This window comes from Paenibacillus methanolicus, assembly GCF_008124765.1.
Classification (GTDB): Bacteria; Bacillota; Bacilli; order Paenibacillales; family Paenibacillaceae; genus Paenibacillus_Z; species Paenibacillus_Z methanolicus.
Map to the genome: position 1 here is coordinate 37,222 of NZ_VNHS01000002.1, position 15,920 is coordinate 53,141.

Annotated in this window: 6 protein-coding genes and 2 pseudogenes; all 8 read right to left on the minus strand. The window is 50.3% G+C overall.

Features of this window, described 5'->3' with window-relative positions; all coding sequences use genetic code 11:
* Positions 1–3 precede the first annotated feature (3 nt).
* Complete coding sequence (locus tag BCM02_RS35860; RefSeq protein ID WP_246183232.1) at positions 4–960, minus strand: glycosyl hydrolase family 95 catalytic domain-containing protein; 957 nt, start codon at positions 958–960, stop codon at positions 4–6.
* A gap of 94 nt (positions 961–1,054) precedes the next feature.
* Positions 1,055–1,267 (minus strand): hypothetical protein, encoded by a 213-nt coding sequence (locus BCM02_RS35865; RefSeq protein ID WP_246183233.1) that lies wholly within the window; start codon positions 1,265–1,267, stop codon positions 1,055–1,057.
* A 49-nt stretch (positions 1,268–1,316) separates the two neighbouring features.
* Positions 1,317–2,234, minus strand: coding sequence for a glycoside hydrolase family protein (locus tag BCM02_RS05070; protein WP_148927994.1), 918 nt, complete (start codon positions 2,232–2,234; stop codon positions 1,317–1,319).
* The gene (locus BCM02_RS05075) at positions 2,235–3,794 is read right to left on the minus strand and encodes a glycoside hydrolase family 43 protein (RefSeq protein WP_222870993.1); all 1,560 of its coding nucleotides are present in this window, start codon (positions 3,792–3,794) and stop codon (positions 2,235–2,237) included.
* Between the two features lie 378 nt (positions 3,795–4,172).
* Entirely contained in the window at positions 4,173–6,308 is a 2,136-nt protein-coding gene (locus BCM02_RS05080; RefSeq protein ID WP_148927995.1) for an RICIN domain-containing protein, read from the minus strand.
* Positions 6,309–6,476: 168 nt separating this feature from the next.
* Positions 6,477–7,070, minus strand: a pseudogene (locus BCM02_RS35870) (chitinase N-terminal domain-containing protein); the annotation flags it as partial.
* A gap of 975 nt (positions 7,071–8,045) precedes the next feature.
* Positions 8,046–14,072: pseudogene (locus tag BCM02_RS36460) on the minus strand (LamG-like jellyroll fold domain-containing protein); the annotation flags it as partial.
* A gap of 184 nt (positions 14,073–14,256) precedes the next feature.
* The gene (locus BCM02_RS05090) at positions 14,257–15,879 is read right to left on the minus strand and encodes an ABC transporter substrate-binding protein (RefSeq protein WP_148927997.1); all 1,623 of its coding nucleotides are present in this window, start codon (positions 15,877–15,879) and stop codon (positions 14,257–14,259) included.
* Between the last annotated feature and the right edge of the window lie 41 nt (positions 15,880–15,920).

Below are 15,920 nucleotides of genomic sequence, written 5' to 3' on the forward strand. Positions count from 1 at the left end.
GAGTTATGCTTGCGTGAAATGACCTGTATTCATCGGAGAGACCTGCAAATTTACGTTGGCGTCGAGCGTATAGATCGCACGCCAGCCGGGATTCCACTCTCCCGTCCACATCCTGTATAAACGCGGTGCGCTTGAACCGCTGCAGCAGATTAGCGCATACCGCCCCTGATTGTATACCTGCTCCATGAATGCATGATTGATTCTCGTGTCGGATTCCTTCTGCGCGTTAATCAGCGCCGCGTTATCAGCGTCTTTGAAATCCTCGTCACCTTGAAGCATGAACCGTACAGCGTTAAATTCCGAAGCGTGTTTCGCGGCGTGAGGCGCGAGGGCGGCGTCATAATCGAAATGGCCGGAAGGATCGGTATATTTCTCCGCGACGGCATTCGTGTTATGGAACAGTTCGTCTATAAGAGCGTGTTGCGTCATCCCGGCAAAAGCTTCGATTTCCCCCATATCGAACGTCCTGTTCGATTGCGTAATGAGGTAGACGGCATCGGCTCCGACCACTTGAATGGCGGGATTCTGCACCGATCCGACATTCATCGGTTCGTTCGTGTCCGTAAGCTGCACCCGCTTCTTGGTTCCGTTCACGACAATAATCTGCGTCAGGCCCGCATATCCGCCATCCATCAGCTCGCTCCCCGGATAGGAGGGATAATGGGCAACCTGCGCCATATATTCCGCATTCGGATCCGCCAGCTTTTTATAGCGGAGCGCCATGACCTCGGACATACCGTTATGGGCCTTGTACATGCCGGAAATGTCATCGATCGAGATCATCATGTTGATTTTGGCGCCCGTGGAGGACTGTGCGATTTTCGTAATCGCGACGTTGTCTTCCCTGGATGTAAAAGAAGTCCGGATCCAACCGCCAAACTCGTCGGTATATCGCACGCCCGTTTCGGCCGTTTCGTAATTCGTCCATCTCTGGTAATCCGACACAGTTCCTTTATTCATCACGCTTAATCTGAGCTGGTGGCCGGGATGATAGCTGTAGAAGAACGTTCTTCGCCTTGTTCTGCCGTCGGCATGCGCAATCCTCCATTGATCGTTAAGCTGCAAAACATTCCGTCTGGCATCTGCAAGCTGACCGGATAAAATGATCCGTATACGGCGCGCCTGAGGTGACATAACCATTCTCGCCGTTCCCGCTTACCATGCCGTCCCGCCAGGCTCTTCCGGGATTCGAGGCCGGAATCTCCGTATAGGTTCGAGCGTAATTCCCCTTATCGTACATGCGTCCGGATTGGATCACATTCGCCATGATTTACCCTCCAATCTTAAGCGTAAGGCCATTCGAGAAGGGCCCCCAATCAATCTTCCGCTCTAAGATTCAACTCAAACTCCTTGTCGCGGTCACAGATCAGCACACCCCCCACGACTTCCAGCTTGGCCACCTGAATGGACGAGCGGCGCCATTCATACGTGTTCGAATCTTCATGATGCCCATGAACACGGCCAGGATGAGTGAAATAAAAGATATACCCCTCATCTCCTTGTACGACCACATCTGCGTGAAGGCCGATCGTCCCGTCATCCTCACGCCTGCCGGGTTGGTCGAGAATGATGCCGTTGCGTTCCCACGTCTCTAGATCATCGGAACGGTACACGCCCTGCCCGCGCCACTCGTCTAGGATAAGCCAATAATATCCTTTCAAACGGAACACATTCGGTCCTTCGTGGCCTCTTTCGGTTATCACCGGACCAATCGGCTGCCAATCATGCAGATCCTTGCTCTCGGCAGCGTAAGTATGATTCCGCTGCTTAAACCACATTCGAAACATGCCGTTCGGAAGCCGGTACACGCAGGCATCGATCACGTTCTCATCACTAATGCCAAGCGTGGACCGGAACGCCCAACGAATAAGGTCGGGGCTTGTATAATGCCGGATACGCGCCTTGCCCGTCCAATCTTCCGGTACGCCGTGGACGTAAGTGACATACATATGGTACAGCCCGTCATGCCAAATGATTTCAGGCGCCCAGAACGTATTTCTACCCCAGTTTGTTTCGAGACCTTCCAAGGTTCCCCGATATAACCAGGTTGCTCCGCCATCCGATGAAGAAGCAACACCGAGATCGGTACCATGCACCCACCCGAATTTCGGCACTTCCTGCGTTGCCCGGCGGTTCGTATAGATCATCCACCATTCCTTGTCCTGCATATTCCATATGACGACAGGATCCGCCGCTCCGTCATAGATGGGGTCCCTAAACAATGGCGATTTCAATCATTCTCCACTCCTCGCGACTTCGTAACCAAATTGGCCGACATCAATATAACCCTGCTCACTCTCGCAGTTAAAGCTATATAGCCCGATCCGATCTCCCCGATAATTCCCCCACCCTAGCTGATAGGCGTATCCGAAGCTTGCGTAATGAACCCCATCGACGCTAAACTCGAACCGGTTGATCCCGTCTATGTTCCATTCCGACCTTAACCAAAGGGTGGAACCGGTTAATACCTGGCCCCATTCAATCGATCCCGCATGGTCGAACTTCAGAACCCTTGTCCCATTCTGTTGGTGTACGCCAATGGTGCAATAGGTTTTCGCAAAATGGCAAAGGCCGGCTTCCTGACCGTCAGCCATACCGCCAATATCCAGCTTTACGGTTGCCGCATTGTGAACGGTTCTGAACGATCGTTGTGTAATGACGTTGCAGACGGTAAAGAAGTTGCCCTTCTCGATCGGCCGGCACGCGTGCAGACGCAAATAACCGGGCCGTTCCGTCAACGACCATTTGTCGGCTCTCGGCTGATGATTCCATTCCCAATACGGCTCAAGCGCTACGCTATCAAAATCGTCGTATGTGGAAAGAACCGTTGGGGGATGCCCGTTAATCGGCTTCCTGCCTCCCCATACCATCTCTCCGATTCCGTCGTCGTCCGTATCGCTGCCGATCATCGGCCATCCGTCAATCCACGTTACGGGCAGCAAGTGAAGCGGTCTGCCGTCGTATCCGCCCATTCCTTGATGGCTAATGAAGTACCAATCCCCGGACGCCGTCTGGACAAGTCCACCTTGATTCGGCTCCCGGTCGATTTCCTTTCCGTGCGTATGAATAATCTCCTTTTCCTCATAGGGCCCATAAATATGCTCAGACCTTAACATCATGACGACTCGGACTTCAACGCCTTCCTCCAGGCGAACCTCGCTGTGGAAGAAATAGTAGAACCCGTTTATTTTGTAGATTTTATTGGCTTCGCTGCCTTTGTACTGATGAATGATCGTATCGCTGTCATTCAGCAGTTCTCTGCCGTCTTCGCTAAGTTTGAATAAATGGATGTTGTAGTTGTCCGCAAAATTCGTGGCAACGAAATAGCCTTGTCCGTCCTCGTCCCAGAATGGACAGCAGTCGTCCCAGCCGCTGACCGCCCAAACTTGATGAAGCGGCTCCCATGGTCCCGCCGGATCGGCAGCCGTGCTCATAAACAATCCTTCATCAGGCGTGAAGAAATAGACCCAGTACTTATCCTTGTGGAATCGGATCGCGCCCGCCCAGACTCCTCTGCCGTAACGGTTCATTCGATCATAGTTGTATTCCGGGCCGATCCTTGTCAATTCATCCACAACATGCCCGATCATGGCCCAATTCACCAGATCCTTGGAATGCAGAACCGCCATTCCCGGTGAGCAATGCAACGTAGAGGAAATCGCGTAGTAATTCTCTCCGACCCGAATGACATCCGGATCGCTATAATCACCCGGCAAGACAGGATTGACATAGGTGCCGTCCCCCTGATCTCCCCAAGCGCCCTCCTTTGATAACCGATAGTAGTGATCCTCCACAATTGAGTCATCCTTTCAAGTTGACAACTTGGTTATGAATCCCCCGGAAAACGATCAAAAACCTTTCCCATGGTTGACTTTAATGCCACGTATAGGCGTGTTCAAGTTCTCGTATTGTCAAAATGCCGATTTGATGTATTTTGAACTTGTTCAAAATAGCATGGCAAAGGTTCCCGATGTTTTTTGAACTAACATGATTTACCTAACTGGTCTTGCAATCCTTCTTCCTTCAGACACATGGAAAAGAAGCCCCTAATATTAGGGACTTCTTTAATCTTCTACAACTGCACGGACCTGTTCCCTCATCCGGCGTCAAGAGGTGGCATGCGCACTGTAGACAGCCCAGGTAACTCCGCCGTACAGGCTGTTTCGGTGTACTCAGTTTACGACCTGCCACCTTTGGTTAGCGCTTCTGCCTCCTCCATAATGGCCCAGGTCCGCCCCTTCGGACTTGCGGCCCATCCCGTCCAGATATAACCCCGTTGCGCGGTTTTGGATCCGCACTTTGCTGCCGTCTATCGAGACGGACCATTGCTGATTATTGCTGGTGCTTAAGCTCCATTGTCCGGCAGCGGAACCGTTCATCGTGCGGCCCATGCCGTCCAGGTATAGTCCGGTAGCGGCATCCTTAAACCTCACATAGTTCCCGTCAGTTTCCTCAATCCACCGCTGATTATTGCTGGTGCTGGAGCTCCATTGTCCGGCAGCGGAGCCATTGGAAGTTCGGCCTATTCCATCGATATATAAGCCGGTGCCGGCGTTGCTGAATCGGATCGAAGCCGTCCCCGAAGTTTCTCCTGTAGTTGCATTTGCGGCAGCGGATTTCGATCCTCCTGCTGCCTGTACTTGATAATAGTAGGTCGTATCAGGGGTCAAGTTTGTATCGCGATATAGTGTCGCTGCAGTGGGGGCGCTGCTAACCTTCGTAAAAATGCCGTTTGGATCTGTGGACCGGTAGATGTTATACCCTAGCGCACCAGGCACAGCAGTCCAGCTTAAGTAGATTGTATTCGAACCGGCTGCCGTTGCCTTCAATCCCGTTATTGAGCCTAATGTGATCTTGTTGCTCAAGCCATCAGCCTTAGCCGCATCTGGCGTGTACAGCAGCGTAGCTAGCGGATAATCCTTTCCTGCAACCTCCGGCATTCTGGTTTCATAGGCATAAGCCAGGTATTTGAATTTTTCCTGGGTCATATCCTGTCCTTCAATATATTTATAATAGTTGTATAGAACGCTGTTGAACCCATCGATTCTACCTCTTAGATCCGGATTGATCTTGTCAAAAATTTGACCGGCATAGCTTTGGTTGGCGGCTGCGGGCGTCCATGGCACATCATATCCCAGATGATACTTCAGAGCATAGGTCGTCCCTGCCAACAGTCGATCCTCGAGGAAGTTGAATGGATTCACCGCATTAGCGGCCGTGGACATGGTTCCGTCTACCGGGTCAACCTTCGTCCCCTGGGCGTAGATGGTCTGCGCCAATGTAGACAATCCGGCGATATTGGCGTAAGCATGTCCCACATCGCGGCCCATTTCCATTAACTGCACATGATAATCCGAAGGGTCGAGCGGTTCTCCCGTCATTTCATTCGTCGTCATCCATCGCATTTCATGCTTGATCGAACCGTTTCTTCCTCCATCATCGCCTGCGGCATTCACCATTGTTGCTTCTACGGCCTCCGCATACATCTCCAGGTCATTGGTAAAGATCGCCCGCGCCATTGTCCCCATGACCGTAAACTGATGCTGGTTCATGAAGAAAGAATGAGGGTTATAGGTGACCGAGCAAAGCTCCATCATGTTTGTAAAATTCTGAGTATCGGTTGACGACCATTTCAGACTTGCCGCCTGGGTATCGGAATACCTCATAATTTCGGCAGCCGCCGCGAGCAAATAAGTCATCGTCGCAAATCGGAAGCTCGTATGAGGAGCAACAGACTGTATGCCGGAATAAGCCCTAATGATAGACATCGCACTGGAACGGTACGTCTCATCGCCGGTAATATACCACATAACCGCTTGTTTAAAAGCGACTAAGGCGTCCGTATTCGCACGCGTTCCCACATAATCGCTTGGATTGGCCCAATACTTCCCGTTCTCATCCGTAAAGGCCCACGGCCCGCGGATATTAACGAAAAGATCATTTCCGGCTTCATATAAGATTCTTGGGTTCGGTCTGGATTGCGGGTCGGCCGCAAATGCCTGGAACGCCGTATTCCAAGGCTCGTCCCCTGCCCTAACATGGTCGCGCATATTGTCCAGATCGGCCAGCGACATGGCAATGCCAGGATGATGAATCGTCGCCGAAACCGTGTTTCCGTTTGCATCCGTATAGGAAGCATTCGTATCGGCGTTTACCGCCTGCGGCTTGTAAGGAGTAATCAGCGGTGAAACCGCTGCATGTGCCGTATCGCTACTCCCGAAACCGAGAACGGTTGTTACAGTCACCATAAAGCAAAGAACGCCGAGAAAAAAACGTTGACAGCGTTTTCCCTTTTTATCAAGGTTCATCTCATTTTCCTCCTTTTGCTTGCATCTTCTCACCGTTTCTTCTGCTGCAGCATGTCGGCGTTTGCCCTCATCTCACCCTCTCCTTCCATGTTCAAGAAGAGAAGCCCCCAATTTAGAATGAAGATTCGATTGGGGGCTTCGATGATTATGTCCAAGTTGACTCGTTTATCAACCTTTTTGCTCCTTGACGGTAACGGTGATCGTCTCACTACTCGTCTCGCCTGCCGCATTGACCAAGACGGCTTTGTACTCGTATATGCCCGGCGCTCTGCCGGAGATGCTTGTTGCCGCCTTTTGCGCTTTCGGCGTCGCTTCGGTCAGCGTCTGCGAATCGATCAATGTCCCTTTCTCATACAGGTGGTATTCGGAACCGTTCGTCCCCCACCACATGTTCATCGTTACATTGTAGCTGCCGTCGCCGTCCCAGTTGTTATGGGACAAGACCGGCTTGCCCGGCGCGGCGTCGGTGACGGTGACGACATGCGGGTCGCATTTCGTCGTGCCGAAGACATTCTTCAGTTCACACGTGTATGTGTACGTTCCGTTCGCTTTGCCCGCGATATCGGTCTTCACGGTTTGCGCCTGCGGCGAGTTATCCGTCAGCTTCTGCGTGTTAATCAACTGGCCATTCTCGTACAGCTTGAACTCGGTGCCGTTGTTCCCCCACCACAGGTTCATGGTGACGGTATAGCTGCCGTCATTCAGTCCCGTGTCATGTCCGTTGTTGTCGGACAGCACCGGTTTGCCCGGAGCACCGTTCGCAAGCGGTGTCACATCGTGCAGCCACTGCGCCCAGCGGACCAGAACCGCCGCCTGTTCGGACGTGAACACGTTACCGCTTTGCTTGTTCACGTCTGCGATATACGCTTGCAGCAGTTTACGAGCCTCCGCGCCTTTCCTTTCGGCCGCTTTCGCGTTGGCCGCTGCCAGCTTCTGGTGAAGCGATGCCACAACTTGCTGCGCATCTGCTGCCCCTGTTTCGGCCGCGAACGTACCGGTCAGCGCAGACAGACTGTCGAACGTCGCAGTTACGCTGTACGAATGTTCGGCTGATGAGCGGTGCCCGGCGGCATCCTCCGCTTCCGCCGTCGCCTTATGAACGCCCGGCTGCTGCGTGTACGCCTTGATATCCACGAGCGGAGCGCCGCACGTCGAGTTCGTCACGCCGGAAACGGTATCATCTGCTTCGCATGTGATGTTGACCGTCTGATCGATCGTATAGGACGGCTCTCCGGAGATCGCGAGTTGAGGCGCGCTCAGGTCGATCTTGGCCTCCGCCGATTTCGGGTTGCCCGAACCATTTACGGTCACTGGACGAAACAGCATCTGGTTCGCGCCTTCACGGCCGAGGACAACAGGCGCGTCGTAGACGCTCCAGCTGCTTCCGCCATCTAGGCTGTACTGGATATTCCCGTAAGCAGACAACGTCACCGTAACGGGTGCCGTATACCAGCCGTTCAGGCCGTTCGGCGCGGACGGATCGAGCGATGCCGTGATCTTGAGCTCCAGCGCATCCAGCGCTTGCAGCAGACTTGCGGCTGCCGCATCAATCTCGGCCTGTGCTGCAGCGGAATTGTCGTACACCGCTTGCGCCTCCGAAACCTCCGTCTGGAGCGCCGCATAGCTTTCCGCCGTATAATGCTCGGCGATAACGGCTGCCGCTTCTTCCAGCAGGAGCGGAATTAACGTTTTGTCCATCCAATTCGCCGAGTTATTCATGGCGGCTTTGACCTCGTCCGCGTTCAAGACGTAGTTGTAGACGCGGAATTCGTCGACCATTCCATTGAACAACGGATCGTTAAACTGGCTTTTGCCGATGTAATTTACGCCCGGTTTGAAATCGCTTGGCTTGATGGTCATGTTGGTATTCGTCGCCTTCAGCTCACCGTTCACATACAGCTTCGCCGTATTCGCGCCGAGCGTCACCGTCACATGCACCCATTGATTCAACGGCAGCAATGCGGTCTGCACGCTCTGCTCGCCGCCGCCGTTCTTCATCGCAAAACGCAGCGTACCGCTGCCTGATTTCGGCGAAAGGAACATAAACTGATTCGTATTGTTGCCGAAGTCGAATAGACGTTGCCAGTTGCCGCCGCCTCTCCAATTGACCCAGGTTGCCAGCGTGATCTCATCGTAACCGGCCAGAGTATGCGTCGACGGCAGCTTGACATAGTTGTCGGTGCCGTTCAGATTGATCGCTTGACCGACCTTTCCTTCCGTGTATACCGGAGTTCCGAATACAGCCGCTCCGGATGCGGACGACCCGAACGAATTATTCGCATTTCCTTCAAACGCATAGAGCGAGAGAGGGACGGAAACAAGCGACTTTTCCGCTTGGTCAAGCTGAGCGGCAAGCTGAGCCTTGTCGGCACCCGGCTGCGCCATCTCCACTTCGATACGTGCAGCTTCCTTCATATACAGGTAGTAGCTGCCCTTCGTATAGTCTTCCGCCGGAAGGATACCCAGCTTCACCTTAAACTCCACCGTCTGGCTGACCGCATATCTTCCGTTGCTGACCGTGAACGTAACCGGATGGCTGCCGTAATCCGCTTGGCCCGGCGTCCAGCTAAATACGCCGGTGGCTGCATGGAGTGCAGCGCCTGCAGGCAAATTCGCGGCGCTGTAAACGAGCGGATCGCCCGTCGGATCGGCTGCCGGAACCTTATAACTGAAGTTCTGCTTCGCCATAAGTTCCACCGTCGTATCGGGATCGATAACCGGCTGTCCTTTGACCGTGATTTTCATCGTTTTGGCAGAAGACAACTCACCTGCCGTCGCGGTAAAGGTTACGGCATGGACGCTGCCCTGTTCTTTGCCCGGCGTCCAGACGAACGTTTGGGCCGCTGCATCGAAGGAGGCTCCTTCGGGCAAACCTTGTACCCCATAGACGACTTCGACAGCCGCATTGATGGCTTGAACCTTGAATGTGAGCGTATTTCCCGCATTGACCGTCTTGTCGGCAACGGATTCAAGAACCGGCATGCCGGGAATATACTTCAAATCTTTAAATACAGCCAGCAGATTGTTATCCGCGGTGTCAACCTCTTCTTGCTTCGCATCCGGGTTATCGCGCACCGCAGAGGACGATGGAATCTGCTGCTCGAGCGCTTGCAAACTTTCTTCCGTATAGATGCCGGCCTCATTCGCCGCCGCCGCTTCATCCAGCAAGTGCGTGAGCAGCGTCTTGTCAATGCCGATCTCCAGGAACTCGATTTCTTCAAAGTTCACGAAGCCATTATGGTCGTCATAGATGCGGATATAACGATATGGCGTCTTGTCTGGGTTGATGGCGGAATACCATTGGTAAGTCGACGCATTCGGAATCTTGTACAGATCGGTCCAATTCAATCCGTCATTCGAGCCCTTAAAGACGGTGCCGTTGACACGGCCTACATGCGTTCTTCTCGGAAGGTAGCGGAACGTATCCGCCGCTTTTTCGTTTCCTGCGCCAAAGTCCACGTCAACCCAGCTCACTTGAGACCTGGTATGGGCAATTGTATCGGGATTTCCATCAAATAAATACCATGCGTTCTGTTCCTCGGAGATGTTATCATTCTGCCAGAACTTCTCGGAGGCCTTGGCCATCGACGGTTGCATCTGAATCTTTGTCAGCAAAGTCCGAGCCGTAACGAGCAGCTTCTTCGCTTCGAAGATTTCGTCAATCAGCTTCGCCTCGTCAAATTCAGGCTTCATCATCTCCGCTTTAATACGATCCAGTTCCTTATGGAACAAGTAGAAGCTCGCCTTCGTATAGTCGGAAGCCGGCAAGCTCTGCGCATCCTCCAGCACCGTCGAAATCGGATCCGCATCCGCGTATACAGCGGCCGAGAACGGTTGCGGGGAGCCGTCTTCATGAACGGGCAGCACTTTATAATACACTCTGCCATACCGTAAGGCGTCCTGGAACGGCTTCGCTCTTGTACCTGTGAGAACCTCTTCCCAAGGGGAGCCGTCTTCCAGCTCGGTCGTGCCTGCCTTGAATACCGGATCGGTCAAGCTCGCCGCTTCATCGTAAGCGCGGTAAATGTTGAACCAAGAGGCTTGCTTCGGTTTATTCCAATGCAAAGTGATTTGATCTTTATCTTTTACGACAAACGGAATCGTACTCTCTCTCGGCAAATCCGATACGGTTACTTCACTGAATGCTGCCTCTTGAGACGATATGAGCCCTATGTAATAGGCATATGGGAATAAACTATCTGACTTGGCCATGTATTCCCATTCGACTCCGTCTTTTGATACAAAAGCATAGGCCATTTGTGAATTATGATGCCACAACAGCTTGATATAAGGATAGTCATCGACATGATAGCCTTTAATTTTGTGATTCCACGGACTTACAGGAATACCGCCATTCCATACTCCAAAGGACACTCGATTACGATCTTGCAATATCAGGTTCCCTTGGTCATCCGCGCCAAAATAAAGATAACGGGAATTTGCAGAAAGCTTTTCCCTTAACATAATACCGCTAAGAGCGCCGCTATTCTGATCAATCCTGGCACTAATCGAGCTGTTTCCAACAGCGACCTGATGGACATAGTGGAAGGAGTCATTAATATCTCTTCTATAGATATTAAAATCGTCCCCTTCCCCCAAGCCTTTTCCATCCACACTCCGGATCGTGACCTCATCACCGTTAATCGTTGCGCTGCCTTGCGTGGTGCCAATGAGATCCTGCTGCCAAGGGGAAGCCAGATTTTTGGATGCGGCATCGCTCAGATCAGCTTTTGCGCGCCATGATTCCCAGCCTGATCCATGTTCATTTACGGCTTCCACTTTATAGTAGTATACTTTCCCATTGACTACATCGGTATCTTGATAGTGATTGCCCGTTAACCCTCCTGCAATCACGGCATACGGACCTTGTTCGGTTTCAGAACGTTTGAGGGTGTACGTTTGCCCTCCGGCAGTCGTTTTCCATATCACATCCACATAGCCATTTCCTTCATTCGCTTTGACAAAATCCACATGATTTGGTTTTGGCGCTGGATCAAATTTGGACGATAATTTAAGAACCATTCCTCTTTCAGGTCCAATGGTTACTTTGCCATTGGTGACCGGAATATTGGCTTTGGAAACAAAATCGAAGATCTCATTTCCTGTATAATCGGAAGGCAGCTCCACCTCAAAGGTACGTTCATTCTCGTATTCAGGACGAGTCGTATTCATGAGGATGAAATACTCCCCATATCTTGCAGCCATTAAATCGGTTAATGCCCCATAAGGGTGATCGACTTCAAAATTGTCCCGCACCACTTTACCAACCCCTGGTTGATACGCAATGGGCAATATTTCACCTGCCAGGGATTGAGGCGCAAAGCCTTTGGTTGCCGGATGATTACGCTGGTAATAGAGATCTACATCTTGTTGTCTGATGTGGTAGTCTTCATATTGGAACTGATTATTGTGAGCAACCTGTACCACTCGCACATTCTCGGGTGTGACAATATGAAGCTTGCCAGTAGCCGGAACGCCCATATTCAGGTATGTTAAACCCCCGAACATTCTAAATTCCCCATCTCGCATGGAGATGAATGCATTGTCTACATCGATCCATGCAAACTGTTCATATTCCTCCGGATTCACACCCAATGCGGCAATCTCTTCTTCGGTATAAAAGTCAAAATCGGTCTGAGGAAGCACAACCCCAGCCTTAACATCATTAAACCTTGCATAGTCCTTCCGGGTGTTGAAAATATAGTCATAGGTGTCACGCAGATTGAAATCCCGCGAAGACAAATCACCGAGTAAGCGATTATCCATCTTCATCTGCTGAACGGCCCCTACGGTATATTTGGCATAGTCCCAATACTTCTCCCATTCCGGACCGCTATAACGTTCCTCATGATCCGCCATGTACTTTTCTAGATAAGCATAGGACGTGCCATATCCGAGCATCCTGGCGCCATAAGCAACCGTTCTGGAAGGCATACCCCCATTTCGTTCGTCTATTGTGGCATTCATCGCGATGAGTCGTTTGCCCTCATCGTCCAGATCAGCGATTCGAGTCCACAGACGAGCATAAAAGTTGTGAAGAGCTTGTTTCAGAAGCTCATCATGGAGTTCTTCATCTCCAGGCTGATTCATGGTTTTATAGAAGTAATCCAAAATATAATTGGCGACTTCCCCATAAATGCCTACATAGTGATTTTCTCTTGTCAACCCGGCTTTGGTTAGATTGGTATACTGGTCTCCATAAGGCTTGCGTCGTACAACATGACCCTCATCATCCAATTTGCTTTTTGCAAGCCCTTTTCCGACTATATGAACATAGTCATCTGTAAAGACAGCTGCATCATTATGAGAAAACAAAGAATGATAGAGATCTAATTCTTCCCCATTAGGACCTACCAGTACTTCTTCTCCTAACCATGGACTTATACCAAACATTTCATATATGATTTGATGACTGCGCTCTTTCCCTTCATAAAATTCGGACCCAACCATCCTGAGTCCTTCATGAGCCTTCCATGCGCCTTCGTACGTATAGAACACCTGATTCGTAATATAAGATTGTCTGGAACGGGCGAAATCAAAGTTCGCTTTCAGCACCCGTTCCCATGCCATTCGACGGGTTAATGGTTCACCATTCCACCCTGCGCTGGCGAGAGAAAATTCTCCTTCAACCGTTCCTGTAGCAAAAGGTTGATCCAGAAAGGCATTGTAAGCTTCTTCTCCTAACACCTCTTCGTCAAAGATCAAGTTTTCCGTAAGATACAAAGCCTCGCCTAATTCGCCATAAAAGCCGCCCCAATCCCCCTGGTGTCCTCCGCGAAGCACCAGTCTTGTATTTCCATAATAGTTTTTCGTATGAACGTCAATGGCTTGAAACATACGCATTAACGCTTCACGTTTCGCTTCCGGGGTTTGCATTGGAGATATGTCGTCTTTCAAGACCATGGCATAATACCGAAGAGCATTTGTGTATTTCGCGATATTTAACGTGTTATTCGGATTATTGCCAAGATGGTTGTAATGATTCATAAAGGTGGTAATTGGTTCTTGACTTAACTGTGCGATTCTTGCTTCAATTTGCTCAGTCGTTTCTTCAGGCAGCACTACATTCTCCGGTCCCTGACCTTCTTTAAATTTATACCCTTGCACCTCATCATCCACATCAGTATAAGCCTGGGCATGGGTATAACCGGTATAGTACCCCCTTGATCGTTGTTCTACCTTACCAAAGGGATTAGTTGTATTGATTGTGATTTCAACGATTTCCTTCCCTCTCGTTGACTCCAGAGGAAGCGCAATCGTGTTGTATATAAATTGATTCGGTGCTCGTTCGCCGCCTATCAGAGCAGCATAATCCCCCCCTCTGAAATACCCGATCTGCTCGCCATTGATCACAATTTGCCCTCGAGCTCCAGAAGGCATCGTCTCATCTCCCGCCAACTTCGCCGAGAAGTAATTTTGCAGATACGGGTCCACCTTCATGGAAAAGGTTAGAAAACCTCCCGTATCTGAAGCAGGAATACGAGGCTCAGATACCCTGGCATTTTCCCCTAAAAAACCGGTGATCACGCTCGTAAAGTCGCCTCTGAAATTGTGAACGCTTTCAGAATCGGCATTACCGAAATCGATTTTGTCCAAAATACCTTTAGCAGGTTCAGACTGTGCAGGTTCACGCTGCGGATCTTCATTAGCCGCGAATACACGACTGTTCGCCGCGGGGACGAACAATTGCAGCAGCATGACTGCCGCCAGACAGACGGCCAAGGCGCGCGCCGCCCAGGCTGCTTTCTTGTTTTGCAATACCATAAGTGATGTCCTCTCCTTACGTCATTTTTTTACTTGCTGCTTCTTTCGCCAACCCCAATCTTGCTTCATATACTCTCGTAATCTTTTCTCTCACCTCCCATCGGTACTTATTTTTCTTATCATTAGGAACACCAATAGATTCGAACTCCTTAAATCTAAGGTGTTCCTAATTGATTTTTATACTTTACTTTTGAGCGAGGAAGGCGTTGATTTGATTTTTTAATTCCTCTTTGATTTTTTCTACGCCCGAATCCTTCAAATCCTTATTCATCTTCGCCAAATTATCTTCAACTTCGCCAAAACCGGACAATAAGAATGGAAGATACTTTTCCATGACGGTGTTGCATTTGGCAATTTCATTTTTCACAGCTTCTGGATCAAATGTAAATCCTGCCAATACATGTTTCTGATACGTGTCCGGCTTATATTGATATTCCGTATATTGTTGAATCTGCTCCGGCAATCCGGCTGGAATTCTGGTTAATGTCGGATTCCAGGTCAATTGGTAACCAGGGAACGAGTAATTTTTCGCCGGATCGACTCCATCCGGAATTTTCCACTGGTTCTCTCCAACAGCCTCCCAGTTTTCGCCTTCGATACCGTAAGTGAATAAGTCGTTGTTCTCCTGGCTGGAGAACACCCAATCCAGGAATTCCATGGTTCTGTCGATTTTTTTGGAAGAAGCAGGTATTGCCACGAAATTCCACGCCTTGCCGTCCGTGGATTGCGTTCCAGGCGTCATGTCTTGATTGTTCTTCATGATCGGCCAGAAACCGATCTCCGCATTCGGATTCAACGCCTTTTGCTCGGCTTCTTTCCCCTTGAAACCGCCTACGGTTGCATATCCGGCAGCCGCTTGCTTACCCGTTCCCGTCGTATTCGTTAAGGTATCGGCTGGGATAAACCGGTTAAACCGCTTCGCTTGATTAAACTGGTTCATCAGGTAATTCAGACCGTATTCGGGATGAATGTTAGCCCATTCGGATGCCGGATCTCCGTAAGCCGCCACGCCTGCAACGGATTTTCCATCATCGGCGATTTGAACGTAAACAAAATTTTTCTTCGGATTTCCTTGGCCGGTGAACGGAAATACTTTCCCCTCCAGCTGTTGTGCATTGATATCGGTGAATAGCTTGAAGAATGCAGTATTTCCATAGTTTCCAAACGGGATCATGTCTTTTTCGTTTTCTTTCACTTTTTCAAGAAAGTTATACAAATCGTCATAACTGCTGATCTCGTCCATCCCATACTTCGTTAACAAATCTTTTCTGTACCATACGCCTTCCATATCCATGAAGGAGTTGGTAATCGGGACAGCATAGGTTTTGCCGAAGATCTTGTTATCCTGGATATACTCTTCGGAGAAAGCCTTTTGCAGCCCGGGATATGCAGGGTTGTTAAAGTATTCGCTTAAATCTGCCAAGACGCCGTCTTTGGCGAATTTAGTCAATTCCCACGGGACAAACAGGTCGACGTCTTCTCCCGAAGTCATCCATAATTGATGCTTTGTTCCATAGTCGGCAGTCGGTGTCCATACGACATTCAATTTCGTATTAAGCGTGTCCTGCGTCCGTTTCTCGAACTCTCTAAAAGCGGGATCGACATCGCGATAATGCCCGTTCTCATTCCCGAAGAAACGAATATTAAGCGTAACGGGATCCTTCTTTGCTGCAGAATCCGTACCTTCTGTCGAATTACTGGTTGGCGCCGCGCTTCCAGAAGGCTCGTTGGTTTGATTGCTGCATGCTGCGAATAAAGAAGAAAGCATCGTGACCGCAAGCATCGTGACAAAAAACTTTTTGTTCATTTTTTTTCCTCCCTTTTATTGTTCCCTGCCTATATACTAAA